Source organism: Alteromonas sp. ABH4_457, assembly GCF_056160625.1.
The window spans coordinates 38,206-52,475 of the sequence record NZ_JBSWXN010000007.1 but is presented as its reverse complement, the minus strand read 5'-3'; the positions used below and the strand labels follow the sequence as shown (position 1 = coordinate 52,475).

At 51.0% G+C, this 14,270-nt stretch carries 13 protein-coding genes; 5 read left to right on the top strand and 8 right to left on the bottom strand.

Annotated features, from left to right (window positions below):
* Positions 1-12: 12 nt before the first annotated feature.
* The 3 genes from ACXAGR_RS18040 to dkgB form a co-directional block, all read right to left on the bottom strand.
* Positions 13-2,268, bottom strand: coding sequence for a P1 family peptidase (locus ACXAGR_RS18040; protein WP_474851723.1), 2,256 nt, complete (start codon positions 2,266-2,268; stop codon positions 13-15).
* A 90-nt stretch (positions 2,269-2,358) separates the two neighbouring features.
* Positions 2,359-3,654, bottom strand: a complete 1,296-nt coding sequence (locus ACXAGR_RS18035; RefSeq protein WP_474851721.1) for a DUF445 domain-containing protein — start codon at positions 3,652-3,654, stop codon at positions 2,359-2,361.
* A gap of 138 nt (positions 3,655-3,792) precedes the next feature.
* On the bottom strand, positions 3,793-4,596 hold the full coding sequence (gene dkgB / locus ACXAGR_RS18030) for a 2,5-didehydrogluconate reductase DkgB (protein ID WP_474851719.1): 804 nt from the start codon (positions 4,594-4,596) through the stop codon (positions 3,793-3,795).
* Positions 4,597-4,772: 176 nt separating this feature from the next.
* Here dkgB and ACXAGR_RS18025 point away from each other — a divergent pair, with 176 nt between their 5' ends.
* Positions 4,773-5,555, top strand: coding sequence for a type 2 periplasmic-binding domain-containing protein (locus ACXAGR_RS18025; protein WP_474851717.1), 783 nt, complete (start codon positions 4,773-4,775; stop codon positions 5,553-5,555).
* Here ACXAGR_RS18025 and rluB read toward each other — a convergent pair.
* Genes rluB through ACXAGR_RS18000 form a run of 5 tightly spaced genes read right to left on the bottom strand, consistent with a single transcriptional unit; the run spans position 5,534 to position 9,374 of the window.
* Positions 5,534-6,415 (bottom strand): 23S rRNA pseudouridine(2605) synthase RluB, encoded by an 882-nt coding sequence (rluB, locus tag ACXAGR_RS18020; RefSeq protein ID WP_474845441.1) that lies wholly within the window; start codon positions 6,413-6,415, stop codon positions 5,534-5,536. The two genes, ACXAGR_RS18025 and rluB, sit on opposite strands and share 22 nt — an antisense overlap.
* On the bottom strand, positions 6,408-7,043 hold the full coding sequence (gene scpB / locus ACXAGR_RS18015; protein WP_119500901.1) for an SMC-Scp complex subunit ScpB: 636 nt from the start codon (positions 7,041-7,043) through the stop codon (positions 6,408-6,410). Before scpB ends, rluB begins: the two co-directional genes overlap by 8 nt.
* Positions 7,030-7,863 (bottom strand): segregation and condensation protein A, encoded by an 834-nt coding sequence (locus ACXAGR_RS18010; protein ID WP_303574621.1) that lies wholly within the window; start codon positions 7,861-7,863, stop codon positions 7,030-7,032. The genes scpB and ACXAGR_RS18010 overlap by 14 nt, the downstream gene beginning before the upstream one ends.
* A 32-nt stretch (positions 7,864-7,895) precedes the next feature.
* Positions 7,896-8,516 carry an L-threonylcarbamoyladenylate synthase gene (locus ACXAGR_RS18005; protein WP_303574622.1) on the bottom strand — a complete coding sequence of 207 codons (621 nt, stop codon included), beginning with the start codon at positions 8,514-8,516 and terminating at the stop codon, positions 7,896-7,898.
* Positions 8,517-8,528: 12 nt separating this feature from the next.
* Complete coding sequence (locus ACXAGR_RS18000; protein ID WP_474851715.1) at positions 8,529-9,374, bottom strand: PHP domain-containing protein; 846 nt, start codon at positions 9,372-9,374, stop codon at positions 8,529-8,531.
* 267 nt (positions 9,375-9,641) lie between these two features.
* Here ACXAGR_RS18000 and ACXAGR_RS17995 point away from each other — a divergent pair, with 267 nt between their 5' ends.
* The 4 genes from ACXAGR_RS17995 to trpCF are packed head-to-tail and all read left to right on the top strand — an operon-like array spanning position 9,642 to position 14,265.
* Positions 9,642-11,231: an anthranilate synthase component 1 gene (locus ACXAGR_RS17995; RefSeq protein WP_474851713.1), complete on the top strand. Its 1,590-nt coding sequence runs from the start codon at positions 9,642-9,644 to the stop codon at positions 11,229-11,231.
* A gap of 2 nt (positions 11,232-11,233) precedes the next feature.
* On the top strand, positions 11,234-11,848 hold the full coding sequence (locus ACXAGR_RS17990) for an aminodeoxychorismate/anthranilate synthase component II (RefSeq protein WP_119500897.1): 615 nt from the start codon (positions 11,234-11,236) through the stop codon (positions 11,846-11,848).
* The gene (gene trpD / locus ACXAGR_RS17985; protein ID WP_474851711.1) at positions 11,841-12,875 is read left to right on the top strand and encodes an anthranilate phosphoribosyltransferase; all 1,035 of its coding nucleotides are present in this window, start codon (positions 11,841-11,843) and stop codon (positions 12,873-12,875) included. The genes ACXAGR_RS17990 and trpD overlap by 8 nt, the downstream gene beginning before the upstream one ends.
* Positions 12,868-14,265, top strand: coding sequence for a bifunctional indole-3-glycerol-phosphate synthase TrpC/phosphoribosylanthranilate isomerase TrpF (gene trpCF / locus ACXAGR_RS17980; protein ID WP_474851709.1), 1,398 nt, complete (start codon positions 12,868-12,870; stop codon positions 14,263-14,265). Before trpD ends, trpCF begins: the two co-directional genes overlap by 8 nt.
* Positions 14,266-14,270 lie beyond the last annotated feature (5 nt).

Genomic DNA, 14,270 nt, shown 5'->3' with positions numbered 1-14,270 from the left:
CGGCCTGCTTAATCACTTACCGGTTAACGTCACGTCCAGCCAGACCAGGCGGTGATCAGAACTCGCTTCACGATCTTTCACCAGACGGTACAACGGGCTGGCTTTTTCGGGCCAGAAAACACCGCTACCGGTCACTTCAAAACCATATCTTGACGGTAAAACGTAATCTGCCCTTGCCCCCCAGTGTGCAGTGAACCTGCGGCTGTAAGGCTCTGTTGAATGTTCACGGCCACCCTCACTTTCCGGGATAACATTGCCGTTCACATACCGGTTATCAATAAGCTGTTCTATGACGCCGGGCCGGTGTTTACCACCCGCATCGGCAGCGTTGAAATCGCCCGCCAGTACGAAACGGGTGTTTTCCGGCAGGCCGGATTGTTTACCCTCATCATCAGTAATATATTCGCCTTTATCCGGAGACAGATAGTCAGCCATCAGCCTGATTTCATCATGGTTCCGCTTACCGTTACGATCCTCATCACCATCGAAATTAGGCGGTGTGGGATGCATAGCAAGTACATGCACAATGCGGCCATTAACGTTAACGGGTATATCCCAGTGAGACTTGGAGCTTAAACGGAACTCAGCCCATTCCTCTTGGTTATACCAGGGAGTATCTGTGGCCGGGTCAACGGGCTTCTGAGCACCGGGCATATCTTTCCACTTAAATGTCTGCAAGCTGTGCACCTGATCATGCACGACGGGATATTTCGACAATACAACCATGCCGTACTGACCGGGATACAAGCCAAATCCCCACGCATCACCGCCTGTTCCGGTGGCTTTACCATCGTTATCCAGATCGAAAGGAGACGGCTCACCGGTGTTCACCGGCGCGAGATAAACGTACGGGTAATCGATAGCAGATTGCCCGTGCTGACTGACATTCAGATAATTTTGAATAAAAGCCCGCACACCATCGCTCTGCGATTTGATGTAATCAAACTCATTAAGCAAAATAATATCCGGCGCGGTGCGCTGAATGATCTCAGCAATATTTTTGACCTGCGGATTATTGCCATCTGACAACACCTTTTTAAGCACGTCATCACCGGGCGGAAGCCCTGAAGAAGGGTAATTCGTCGACTCCATACTTACGTTAAAAGTAGCCACTCTCAACGTATCAGATGACTCTGTTCTCCCGTGTTCGGCCGGTAACATAGAGCGGATTTTGTCTACCGGCAGGGCTTTTACACTCCCGTGAAAACCCTCCACGTCCTCAGCCATCAGCAGACTGTTATAAATGGCTTCCTGCGTTGCTTCAATCACCGCCTCGAATAAAGGTGACAACTGACTGTTCGCCATCACGGTGGATGAATGCGCCGGCGACTGCTCGTCACGACGTAATGCATCTGCGTTAGAAAAGGCTATAACATAATCGCCGGAGCCGTTTGTCAGGCTGGCACCGGTTCGCGCAACACCGGCCATGGCCCGCTTTGCCAGCCTTTCCAGATTGCGGTCGTCCAGCGGTGCGTCTGTTGCAACCACTATCATGATAGAGCCGTCAGCAGCGGTATCGTTATTCATTTCTTTATACAGGTAGTGCTGATTTAGCGCTTCCCCGGCTTTCAGGCCGTCAATATTCAGGATGCCGCCAAAGTTACTCTGTACCAGCACACCGACCGTGTATCCCCCCAGTGATGCAGGCAGCAAACGGCTGCTTGTACCAATTCCGCCTTTCCACCCGAAGGCGCGGGTACCGCTACCGGCACCATTATTTCCCTCTGCAACCGGGCCACTTTGCGCTGTATTGATAGCCTGAATCACATCAGCTTTCGTTACGGTTCTGCGGCGGATGTCGTTAAGAAATCCGTCGTTTGTTTCACCTACGACAGCATTCACCGATGCCACGTCTTCATTCCCCGGTTGTGCCAGCGTCCATTCCACTACACCAGCAATACCTTCAGCCACATTCAGTGTATTGGTAAGCACAACGGGTGTTTCAATTTCTCCCAATTCCCGGATTTGACTGATCCCGGTCATTTTGCCGTAACCATTACCCACGTATACCGCAGCCGGTACCTTACGTTGCCGTAAATTACCCTCTGCCGGAATAATGGCTGTCACACCGGTGTGAACGTCTTTTCCGTTATGAAGGGTTACCTGCCCCACCCGTACGCCTGCGACATCGGTAATACTGTTCAGTTTTCCGGTCGCAAGTACACCAGGCGCGATGCCAAGATCACGGGCTCTGACCTGCTCTGCGTCTGCGCTGACATGCATAAGCGGCAACACCAGCAGTAACGCCGGAAGAATTCGTTTTCTCATGTTGTTTTCGTTTTTTATAAATAGAAATGGAGAAGAAAAAGTGTCACACGATAGTACACAAAATTCAAAAGGAAGACGGCTACGTACCGGTTATAAAAGACTGATAGCATGTTCAATTAAAAACAGACAGGCACCAATCAGCCCGCCCACCAACGTACCGTTAATACGCACTTTTTGCAGATCTTTACCGATGTTCAGTTCAATTTGTTCCGCCATCTGGTTGTCATCCCATGCCAGAATGGTTTTACGGATATGGTCAGTAAGAAAATCTGCGAGCTCCGGCGCCATCGCTCTGGCTGCTTCTGCGATGTGTACATCGATAGCGTTGGCCAGTTGCTCATCGTTTGCCACCGATTTACCTGCTTCCTGCAGTGCATGGGATAAACGGTCTGTGAACTTGCCGTCTGTGGCTGCAACATCATCGATTAACCAGCGTTTCACGTCGCCCCACACCTGAAACAGGTACTGCTGAAGGGTATCGTTATTCAGCAATTGGGTACGGATATTTTCCAGCTTCTCTGTCATTGCAGGGTCGGTTTCCATCCTCGCCGTGAAGTCCTCCAGCTGGCGGTCGAAACTCTTGCGTACCGGGTGTTCGCTGTCGTTGGCAATATCCGCCAGAATGCTCACAATGGCTTTGGAAGCGATGTCAGCGCCCTGCTCGCTCAACCAGGTGGTTGGCAGTATTTTCTCCAGTCGCCGGTACTCTGTTTTCAGCCAGCTATGCAGCTTTTCAGCAATAAACATCTGACTGTCAGGCCGGTGAGCAAGCTCTGCGATTTTATAAAGCAATTGATCCAGCACCTCCTGATGGCGCTTATCACGGGTCAGAACCCGTAACGTGCCGGCCGCGAGAGGCGAAAGATCCATTTTCAGCAGAGCCCGCTTCACTCCGCTTACCATCATGTCCTGAACGGGTTTATCATCCAGCGTGTTAATGATCCCCACCAGCGAGCGCGCGGCGAAGCGACTCAGACGGTCTGCGTTTTGAGGCTCACGCAACCATCTTGCCATTCCCTGAGCAGGACGGGCATCATTGACCAGTTTTTCGATAGCGACTTCATTGAAGAATTTTTCCTTCACAAAGCGGGACAAATTACCGGCAACCGCCGCTTTGTTATTCGCTACGATATTCGTGTGAGGGATTGGAAATCTGGCCGGAATAGGCCTGAACAATGCGCTGACGGCAAACCAGTCAGCCAGCCCGCCAACCAGCGCAGCTTCTGATGCCATCTTAATGAGCCCGGCCCAGGCGGGCCATGGCGTTATCCACTGCCGGTACTCTGCCAGCGTCGCAAGAATAAAGACAAACGCAGCTCCCACCAGCCAGAAAAGCGCGATGCGTTTTGCACGCCGGAGCTGCTGCTGTTTATTATCCGGTAGCACGTTTGTCCTTGTATTAATGTTGCATTACTTACCTGACTGCACGTCATCAGGCGTATACATCCTATCCACTATATGGTGATGAAAGTGCAGCCGGCAAACCCTTTATGACAATTACGGGTGGTTAAATGTAAAAGGATATTAATCCCACTGCGGCGCGAAATCCGGATCCACGATACGTTCGCCGTTGTCCAGCTCATCAATGCGCGCCACATCATCTTCTGACAGCTTGACAGCGGTATAATCGAAGTTCGCCTGCAAATGGTCCTTATTCGTTGATGAAGGGATGGCATGGATACCTTTTACTTCCATCCACGCCAGTACAACCTGTGCAGGATTGGCTCCGTGCGCGTCAGCAATGGCTTTGAGTTCATCATTTTTCATGACTTCGCCCACCGCGAAGGGCATATAGGCGGTAGTGGAAATACCAGCCTGCATACAATGTTCAACCACCTGACGGTTTTGCATAAACGGGTGAAGCTCTATCTGGTTAGTGAGTATCTCGCCCTCTCCCAGAATCTCAACCGCTTTGTCGATTTGTGCCATGGTGAAATTAGACACACCGATATGGCGCGTTAAACCTTCTTCCTTAGCCTGCTTCAGTGACGCCAAATATGACTCCATGGGAATATGATCATTGGGTGACGGCCAGTGGATGAGCAGCAGGTCAACATAGGCCATTTTCAGTTTGTTCAGACTTTCATGCACAGACGGAATGAAGTGACCCTTATCAAGATGGTCGTGCCATACCTTGGTGGTCACGAACAGTTCTTCACGGGGAAGACCGGCAGTTTGAATTGCATTGCCGATTTCTTCTTCGTTGCCATAAAACTGGGCGGTATCGATATGGCGGAAGCCGGTGGAAAGCGCATCTGAAACCGTTTTTCTTGCTACCTCTCCTTCTAAACGAAACGTACCTACACCTAATTGAGGCATCGATTGCATTATCTTCTCCTGTATTATGAATTCACCTTGTCTACGCTAAGACATTGAATACAGATTACTTCACTTTCTTCAGGTATTGGTTTTAATACTTGCATGCCAACGGTCTTATCGTGCAAAGGCAATTGCATTGATAGGCTTGTGTTACGACTAAAGTTTAAGTGAACAGGACGAATACGATGCGACGCGCTATCACTCTTCTCGCTGCCGTATTGCTTTCAGGTCATGCTTTTGCGGCGAAAGATACTTTCTTTGTAGGTGTCGAAGACAGTTCAGGCAGACAGGTCCACCCGGTAAACGGTGGCAAATATCACCCGGTGCTCGATGCGGTGATGACAGCATTTGCTCTTGAAGAGGGCTTTGAACTGGAATATGTGCCCCTTCAGGGCGACGCTTACGATCAGTGGTTTAAAGAAAACATGATTGATTTCCGCTTTCCGGATCACCCCCGCTGGTCTGCCACAGACGGCACGCTATTTTACAGCCAGCCTGTGGTCGGTATTTGTGAAATCACCCGTGTGTTGCCTGAGAATCAATGGATGCGAATCCCCGACGTGACTGCACTGGGTATTATTGAAGATCAGCCGGTTTCCAGTGACTGGTTAGAACAGGAACGTAAAGGCTACACAAAAATAGTGTCATTCTCTGAGCCGACACACCTGGTAAAGGCGCTGGTTGACGGTGAGGTTGATGCCATTATCACAGACAGCGAACTGCTGAATGATGCAACTGCAGCACTGAAGCTGTCAGGTAAACGCATTGTGGCATCAGAACATATTCAGGATAAGAAAGAGAGCCTGCGGATTTCCAGTGAGCAGTATCCGGCGATGCTGGAAAAATTAGATGAATTTCTCAAAACGCACCGCGGGCTGATTGCTCAGGTTGCCCGCCGGCACGGTATTGATAACGGGCGTACCTGTTTAAAGAAACGCCCTTCCAGTCAGTCAGAGCTGGCTGACTGATTACGTTGATGAGACTGCCGTGTACGGTGTTTTTTCACCGAGCGGCGCATACGGGTAAGGCGGGCATGATCAAGTTTACCCTGTCTTACATCCACCAGCGTTTGTGTTTCATCGTCCAGTTGCACCAGTTTACGAAGGGCATTTAACTGCTCCAGCGGCAACTCTACCCAGGCCCCCTGCGGTAAACGCTTTTGCAGCTCCACCGGTCCGTAGCGCACGCGAACGAGACGGCTGACCTGCATTTCCTGAGACTCCCACAAGCGACGTACCTCGCGGTTACGGCCTTCAGACAACGTCACGTTGTACCAGCGGTTCATACTCTCTTCTTCACCGGCAGGCTTAGAACGGGCTTTGATTTCAGTAAACCGCGCCAGACCATCTTCCAGTTCAACCCCTTTGGTCAGCGTGTTCAGCGTTTTACCGGACACTTCACCGAATACGCGTACAGCATACTCACGTTCAACTTCACATTTAGGGTGCATTAAGCGGTTTGCCAGTTCACCGTCATTGGTGAATAACAACAGGCCACTGGTATTGATATCCAGCCGTCCTACGGCAATCCAGCGTCCCACGCGGATAGCTGGCAGACGGTCAAATACTGTGGGGCGGCCTTCAGGATCGTGACGGCTGCATAATTCACCTTCCGGCTTGTTATACATTAATACACGGCATACCGGTTTTTCTGCCTGACGGGATAACAGATGACCGTCTACACGGATTTGCTGGCCGGGTTCAACACGGTCGCCCAGTGTCGCAATTTTGCCATCTACCGATACCCTTCCGGCTTCTATCCACCGTTCCATTTCACGGCGGGAGCCCAGTCCCTGGTTAGCCAGGACTTTTTGCAACTTTTCACTCATTTTCTTCTCGCTTTTGTTCAGCGGTTTCAATCGCACGGTCGTCGTCAGACGGTGCCTCTAGTGTAGCCGTCGCAGGCGGCTGTTCGTTGTCTTCAAGCCCTTCAAAAACCTCAGATCCGGGTAAATCGGCCAACGACTTTAACGAAAAATAATCCAGAAACTGTCTGGTAGTGGCATATAACGACGGTCTGCCCGGCACTTCTTTGTGCCCTACCACTTTGATCCAGTCTCTTTCTGTCAGGGTACGGATAATATTACTGCTGACTGCCACCCCGCGTACCGCTTCAATTTCGCCGCGGGTTATGGGTTGACGGTAAGCAATTAACGCCAGTGTTTCCAGCATTGCACGTGAATAACGGGGCGCGTTCTCCTGCCACATGCGGCTCAGCCAGGGGCTTAAGCTGTCCAGTGACTGAAAACGATATCCGCTGGCCACTTCAACCAGTTGAATCCCTCTGGGCTGATAGTCCAGCACCAGCTCTTTGAGCACCTCGTTCAGCGCCCGTTCACTGACTGTAAATTCAGCCAGCACAGACTCTCGCAGTGCCAGTTTAGTCATTGGCGCATCGGCAACAAACAGTGCGGCCTCGACCAGTTGCTTAAGCTGGACTTTATTAATCTTCTTCATGACGGCCCAATTTTACATGAATTCTGGCAAATGGTCCTGTCTGAACGCACAATAAAAGCTGTTCTTTTACTAATTCCAGAATCGCCAGAAAAGACACCACCACACCTGCTCTGCCTTCTTCCGGCGTGAATAACGCATCCAGCGGTGTGTAGGTCTCACTGTTTACCATAGCCAGAATCTGGCTCATGCGCTCACGGGTACTCAGCGCCTCCCGCTCAATTGTATGATGTTCAAATGCAGCAGCCCGCTTCATGGCATGGCTGAATGCCAGCACAAGCTCCTGCAGTGACACATCCGGCTCTATCCGCACCGGTTGCACACTCAGAGCCACATCAGCCTTCACTGCAAACACATCACGCTCCATACGGGGCTGTTCATCCAATGATTGTGCAGCTTCTTTAACGGCTTCGTATTCTCTTAACCGGCGGATCAGCTCCGCTCGCGGGTCTTCTTCATCTTCCGGTTCATCGCTTCGCCTTGGTAGCAGTAACCGGGATTTAATTTCAGCCAGAATCGCTGCCATCAGCAAATATTCGGCAGCTAATTCCAGCTTCAATGTTTTCATAACCTCCACATATTCCATGTACTGCGCCGTAATGTCTGCCACGGGTAAGGTTACGATTTCGAATTTTTGTTTGCGGATAAGGTACAAAAGAAGGTCCAGCGGGCCTTCAAAGGTTTCCAGAATGACTTCCAGTGCATCGGGGGGAATGTACAGATCTGACGGCTTTTCAATGACCGCTTCACCATTGATAAACGCCAGTGGCAAAGGTTGCTGAACGGGGTCGCTTACTGCCGCCGGCGTTTGTTCGTCTGTCATCTTACGTGCTGTTCGTCCGTGCTATGATTGTTTTACAGGAACGGTGACGGGTCGCCACTGCCTTCCCTGATCACTTCCGCATTGCCTTCAGAGAAATCGACAATGGTGGTGGGATCTTCACCAAGATACCCGCCATGAATAATCAATCCTACCTGTTTTTCCAGCCTGTCGCGGATTTCATCGGGATCAGACTCTGCCATTTCTTTACCCGGCAGGATCAGCGATGTGGACATCAGCGGTTCATTAAGAGTTTCCAGCAACTTGAGTGCAATCACGTTATCCGGTACACGGATCCCGATGGTCTTCCGCTTCGGGTTTTGTAACCGGCGGGGTACCTCACGGGTGGCTTTGAAAATGAAGGTATACGGGCCCGGTGTGTTGTTTTTAATTTGCCGGAAGGCGGTGTTATCCACTTTGGCATAAAACGATAATTCGGACATATCACGGCACATCAGAGTGAAGTTGTGGTCGTGCTCGATTTGCCTTATCTGACAAAGGCGTTCCAACGCTTTTTTGTCTTCCATCTGGCAGCCAATGGCGTAGCCGGAATCAGTGGGATACACCACTACCTCGCCCTGCCGGATTAACTCCACAGCCTGATTTAACAATCGCTGCTGTGGATTTTCAGGATGAATATAGAAAAATTGACTCATTACAATGTCCTGTTACTGATGGGCGGGCAGTGCCCAGTCATGCCAGACTGGCTTGAGGTGAGAAGCGATACCTAAATTACGCCCCAATTCTGTCCACCTGGACGGGAAGTGAAAATCAGAACCCGCCGAAGCCAAAAGATTGTGCTCGCTGGCAAGCTCGTTGATAAGCTTTTGCTTGTCAGGATTAATACCGGGAAAAGCCGTTTCGATGGCCTGTCCACCGTGATGTGCAAAATCATTGACCAGACGGCGCAACCATTTTGCCGTTATGTCATAGTGGGCGGGATGAGCAAGTACAGCCTGACCACCGGCAGCACGAATATGAGATATGGCTTGCTCCATGCCGGGCCACACAGCCTTAACGGCGGCCCGTTTCCCTTTTCCAAGATACTTTTTAAAGGCGGCATCCATGGTCGCAACACCATATTCATTAACTAATACGCGTGCGAAGTGTGCACGGGTCACCTGCCCCACACCGGCAAGATTCAGCGCCTTTTCAAGCACACCGTCAAAACCGCATTTTTGCAGCTTTTCACCAATTTTAACCGCACGTTCCTTGCGTATTGTACTTTGCTCAGCCAGAAAGCTGTTGAGTGATGCATCTTCCACATCCACATTTAAGCCGACGATATGAATATCGAACCCATGCCAGGCGGTGGAGATTTCAACGCCGTTAATGATCGCCATCACACGCTTTTGCTTTGCCTGAGTTTGTTGGGCAAGCGGTAAACCGGCGAGGGTATCATGGTCGGTAATGGCCAGCACATCCACCTGCATGGTGTGCGCGCGGAGCACCAGCTCTTCCGGCGTTAAATGGCCGTCGGAAAATTTTGTATGACTATGTAGATCGATTTTCAATGTCTTATGCAAATTTACGGTTGACACAACTTCGTTTTTGTTTTCTTCTATAGGGCATATTATACGTACTAACGCCTTCGATGCCTATCGAAGTTTATGACAGAGAAATCATGCGTAATCAATTATCAATCAGCACTTTAGTAAAAGCAGTTTGGTGGTGGCACTCCCTGAAGTAACGGGCGGTGTACGCGTGAGTGCGTAAAAGAACACAATAAAGGCCCGTTTAACGGGCCTTTTTTTTTAATCGCAGTTGGAGAAAATGCGACAATGAGTTTAGCTGAACTGGGCACCCAGCCCGGCAAAGTGGAAACAATCGAACAGTCAGGTACCTACCTGAACGATCCGTTAGCCGCCTTTGCCCACCTTTGTGCCGGAAAATCAAATGCACTGTTGTTAGAATCAGCAGAAATTGACAGCAAGGACGACTTGCAAAGCCTGCTGATGGTAGATGCCGCGATGCGCCTTGTGTGCAAAGGTAATCAGGTTATCTGCACTGCACTGACCCCCAACGGCGAATCTGTATTACCGCTGATTGAAGCACAGCGCCCGGACAATACCAGTGTTGTCAGAGACGGAGTAACGGTAACGCTCACCTGCCACGCTGCGGATAATGCCCTGGATGAAGACAGCCGGCTGAAAGCGGCCAGCGTATTCGACGCACTGCGGTTACTGGTTCAGAAAATCACGCCAATCCGGCAGCATCCCCACGCCGTCTTTCTGGGTGGTGTATTTGCTTATGATCTGCTGGCCACATTCGAAAACTTACCTGATGTACCCGATGGCGAAAATGACTGTCCGGACTATGTATTCTATCTGGCAGAGACCTTACTCACTGTCGATCATCAAACCCGCCAGACCCGTTTAATCGGCAGCGTATTCAGCGGCCCTAACGTGGCGCAAAGTTATTTTGATGTGGCACAGCGACTGGAGCGGCTGCAGGCCAGACTCACAGATATACCTGCGAGTACTGCCACTATCCCGCCCGGGGCTCAGGATGCTATGGATGTGGATGTCGACAAAGACGATGAAACCTATAAGCAGGACGTTGTCGACTTAAAAGCCAATATCCTTTCCGGTGACATTTTCCAGGTTGTACCTTCCCGCACTTTCTCCTTACCTTGTCCTGACCCGTTAACCGCATACGCTCAATTAAAAATCAGTAATCCAAGTCCTTATATGTTTTATATGCAGGATGCAGACTTTACTATATTCGGCGCGTCACCTGAGTCGGCAATCAAATACGAGAAATCATCGAATCAGGTGGAAATTTACCCCATCGCCGGTACCCGCCCCAGAGGCAAACGGGCGAATGGTGAAATCGATCCGGATTTGGACAGCCGCATTGAACTGAATTTGCGTGAAGATGACAAAGAGAAAGCCGAACACATTATGTTAGTCGACCTGGCCCGTAACGATGTGGCGAAAGTAAGCCGTCCGGGCACGCGTTTTGTGAAAGACCTGCTGAAAGTAGACCGCTACTCTCACGTGATGCACCTGGTTTCCCGGGTCGTGGGTCAGTTACGAACCGATCTGGATGCGCTGCATGCTTATCAGGCCTGCATGAACATGGGCACCCTGGTCGGCGCACCAAAGGTCAGTGCGGCCAAATTAATCCGCCAGGTTGAGAAGAAACGTCGGGGAAGCTATGGCGGCGCTGTGGGCTACTTAAACGGGAACGGCGATATGGATACCTGTATTGTTATCCGCTCAGCGTTTGTGAAAAACGACCGTGCCTATATTCAGGCAGGCGCCGGTGTGGTTTACGACTCAGATCCCCAGTCTGAAGCCAATGAAACCCGCACCAAAGCGCAGGCTGTCATCAACGCGGTTCGCCGCTCTTTGAAACAGGGAGCCTGATCATGAAAGATAAAATCACCGTTTTTCTGCTCGATAATGTAGACTCCTTCACCTATAACCTGGTTGACGAGCTACGGGCACTGGATTTACACATCATTGTGTACCGTAACACGGTAGATGCAGACATGTTGTTCTCCCGCATGCAGCAGGAAGCAGAAAAAGCGCCGGTATTGCTGTTATTGTCGCCGGGTCCGGGCGCGCCCCATGAAGCCGGTTGCATGCCCGCACTGATTAAAAAGGTACAGGGTGTTTTTCCGGTATTGGGTATATGCTTAGGTCACCAGGCTATCGTGAGTCATTACGGCGGCGTGGTCGACCGGGCCAGAGAGGTAATGCACGGCAAATCATCGCCCATCAGTCACTCCGGCGAGGCCATGTTTTCAGGTCTGGCTAACCCGCTGCATGTGGCCCGTTATCATTCTCTTGTGGCTACATCATTACCGGCAGGGTTAGAAACCATTGCCAGTTTTGGTGACACCACCATGGCGGTCTATCACCCCGAAGACAAAATGCTTGGTTTCCAGTTTCACCCGGAGTCAATTCTCACCGCAGACGGAAGCCGTTTACTACTGCAAAGTATTCACTATTTAACCGACAAGGAGTTGGAACATGTATGATGCCTCTCCCCTGCTGGACCTGTTATTTGCTAAAGAGCATCTGAGTCAGGCGCAGTCTTTTGCTTTATTTAACAGCATTATGCATGGCGAACAACCTGATCTGATTTTGGCAACCGTGCTTACCGCCTTAAAGCTGAACGGCGAATCACCCAATGAAATCGCCGGAGCTGCCAGTGCCATGGTGTCAAACGCGCTGCCTTTCCCCACGCCGGACTATCCGTTTGCGGATATCGTCGGCACCGGTGGTGACGGACATAACACCATTAATATTTCCAGTGCGGCGGGTGTGGTAGCCGCCAGTTGCGGCGTAAAAGTCGCCAAACACGGTAACCGCAGTGTCTCCAGTAAATCCGGCTCTGCGGATATATTCAGACAGTTCGGTATTAATCTGGAAATCAGCCCGGAGACAGCAAGACAATGTCTGGACGATGCGAACTTCTGCTTCTTGTTCGCACCGGTTTATCATTCCGGTATGCGTCACGCTGCGCCCATCCGCGCGGCACTGAAAACCCGCACCATTTTCAACATTCTGGGTCCGCTGGCAAACCCTGCCAGCCCTACCCATGGTTTATTCGGTGTATATTCTCCGGAGCTTCTTGAGCCGTATGCCCGCACGTTGATGCTGCTCGGCCAGCACCGGGCCATGATTGTTCATGGCGACGGACTGGACGAACTGGCTCTGCACGGCGAATCTCATATCATCGACTTAGAGCATGGTGATTTACGCACACTGACCGTGACGCCTTCAGACTTCGGTTTACCTTCATACCCTCTTGAGGCCATAGCCGGCGGTGAACCTGATGAAAACCGCAAAATGGTGGAAGCCGCTCTGGCCGGCGAAGGTCAGGAAGCACACCGGGCCGCCATTGCAATGAATTGCGGCGCGCTGTTGAAACTTACCGACACCGTGACCACATTCAAAGACGGTGCGGAAATGGCCATGGAAGCCATGAAACAGGGCAAACCGTTAACCACGCTTAACGCCGTGGCAAAAATCAGTCATCAGGAGAGCAGTAACGATGAGTAATGTGTTAGAACGCATCGTCGCCGATAAACGTGTGGAGTTAGAAGCACGTATGGCAGCAATGCCGTTAACCACGTTTAAAGATTCACTGACACCATCAAATAAAAGCTTGTTCGATGCATTAAGTCAGCCGGATGCCGGTTTTATTTTTGAATGTAAAAAGGCATCGCCGTCAAAAGGGCTCATTCGCCCTGTATTCGACCTCGACGAAATTCTTGCCGCTTATAAACCTTACGCAGCAGGCATTTCAGTGCTGACTGATGAAAAGTATTTTCAGGGCAGCTATGACTATCTGGCTTATGTGACTGAGCGGGTGTCGCAACCGGTGCTGAACAAAGATTTCTTTGTGAACGAGTATCAGGTTTATCTGGCCCGTCATTATAACGCTGATGCTATTTTGCTGATGCTGAGCGTGCTGGACGACGACACTTACCGCACTCTCGCCAGCCTGGCTGACAGCCTGGCGCTGGATATTCTTACCGAAGTCAGTAACGAAGAAGAAATGCACCGCGCCATCGCGCTGGAAGCGAAAATCATCGGCATTAATAACCGTGATCTGCGGGATCTGTCCACCGACCTCGCCACCAGCGAAAAACTGATCCCCATGCTGGACAAGGCAACTCATGATTTCGTTGTGATTTCTGAGTCCGGCATTTACACCCACCAGGATGTACGCCGCTTAGCGCCGCTATGCCAGGGCTTCCTGGTCGGCAGTGCGCTGATGGCTCAAAAAGATTTACCCGAAGCGGTGCGTGCCCTCATTTACGGCGACATCAAAATATGCGGCCTGTCCCGTGTAGAAGATGCTAAAGCTGCATTTGACGGCGGCGCCAACTATGGCGGTCTTATCTTCGCAGAAAAGTCTAAACGTTGTGTAACACCAGAACAGGCGCGCACGATTATTGAGACAGTGCCGGGCCGTTATGTGGGCGTATTTGTCGACCAGCCTGTGGATGACATTGTTAGCGCTGCCCGTTCACTTAACCTGTTTGCCGTTCAGTTACACGGCAGCGAAGATGCGGCTTTCCGCCAGACATTACGGGCGGCATTGCCTGCTGAATACCAGATTTGGCAGGCGGTTGGCATATCCGGCGACTTACCGCCGCACCTCAGCGATTTGCCAGGCGAAACCGAAACTGACCGTGTACTGCTGGATTGTCAGGTAGGTTCGGAAAAAGGCGGAACAGGACAGTCGTTTGACTGGTCACTGCTGGACAATGTGACAGACAAGAAAAAACTCATCGTTGCCGGCGGCATTCATGTCGGGAACCTGGTCGCTGCGCTCGGAACCGGCGCGGGCACCATAGACGTAAATTCCGGAGTAGAAGATGCTCCGGCACAAAAATCTGCTGAAAAGCTGGCGGCGCTGTTCGCAACAGCACGACGCTATTAATTGAT

Excerpts from the sequence above, each read along its gene's own strand:
- ACXAGR_RS18040 (WP_474851723.1), bottom strand. The coding sequence starts at position 2,268 with ATGAGAAAACGAATTCTTCCGGCGTTACTGCTGGTGTTGCCGCTTATG.
- dkgB (WP_474851719.1), bottom strand. The coding sequence starts at position 4,596 with ATGCAATCGATGCCTCAATTAGGTGTAGGTACGTTTCGTTTAGAAGGA.
- ACXAGR_RS18025 (WP_474851717.1), top strand. The coding sequence starts at position 4,773 with ATGCGACGCGCTATCACTCTTCTCGCTGCCGTATTGCTTTCAGGTCAT.
- rluB (WP_474845441.1), bottom strand. The coding sequence starts at position 6,415 with ATGAGTGAAAAGTTGCAAAAAGTCCTGGCTAACCAGGGACTGGGCTCC.
- scpB (WP_119500901.1), bottom strand. The coding sequence starts at position 7,043 with ATGAAGAAGATTAATAAAGTCCAGCTTAAGCAACTGGTCGAGGCCGCA.
- ACXAGR_RS18010 (WP_303574621.1), bottom strand. The coding sequence starts at position 7,863 with ATGACAGACGAACAAACGCCGGCGGCAGTAAGCGACCCCGTTCAGCAA.
- ACXAGR_RS18005 (WP_303574622.1), bottom strand. The coding sequence starts at position 8,516 with ATGAGTCAATTTTTCTATATTCATCCTGAAAATCCACAGCAGCGATTG.
- ACXAGR_RS17995 (WP_474851713.1), top strand. The coding sequence starts at position 9,642 with ATGAGTTTAGCTGAACTGGGCACCCAGCCCGGCAAAGTGGAAACAATC.
- ACXAGR_RS17990 (WP_119500897.1), top strand. The coding sequence starts at position 11,234 with ATGAAAGATAAAATCACCGTTTTTCTGCTCGATAATGTAGACTCCTTC.
- trpD (WP_474851711.1), top strand. The coding sequence starts at position 11,841 with ATGTATGATGCCTCTCCCCTGCTGGACCTGTTATTTGCTAAAGAGCAT.
- trpCF (WP_474851709.1), top strand. The coding sequence starts at position 12,868 with ATGAGTAATGTGTTAGAACGCATCGTCGCCGATAAACGTGTGGAGTTA.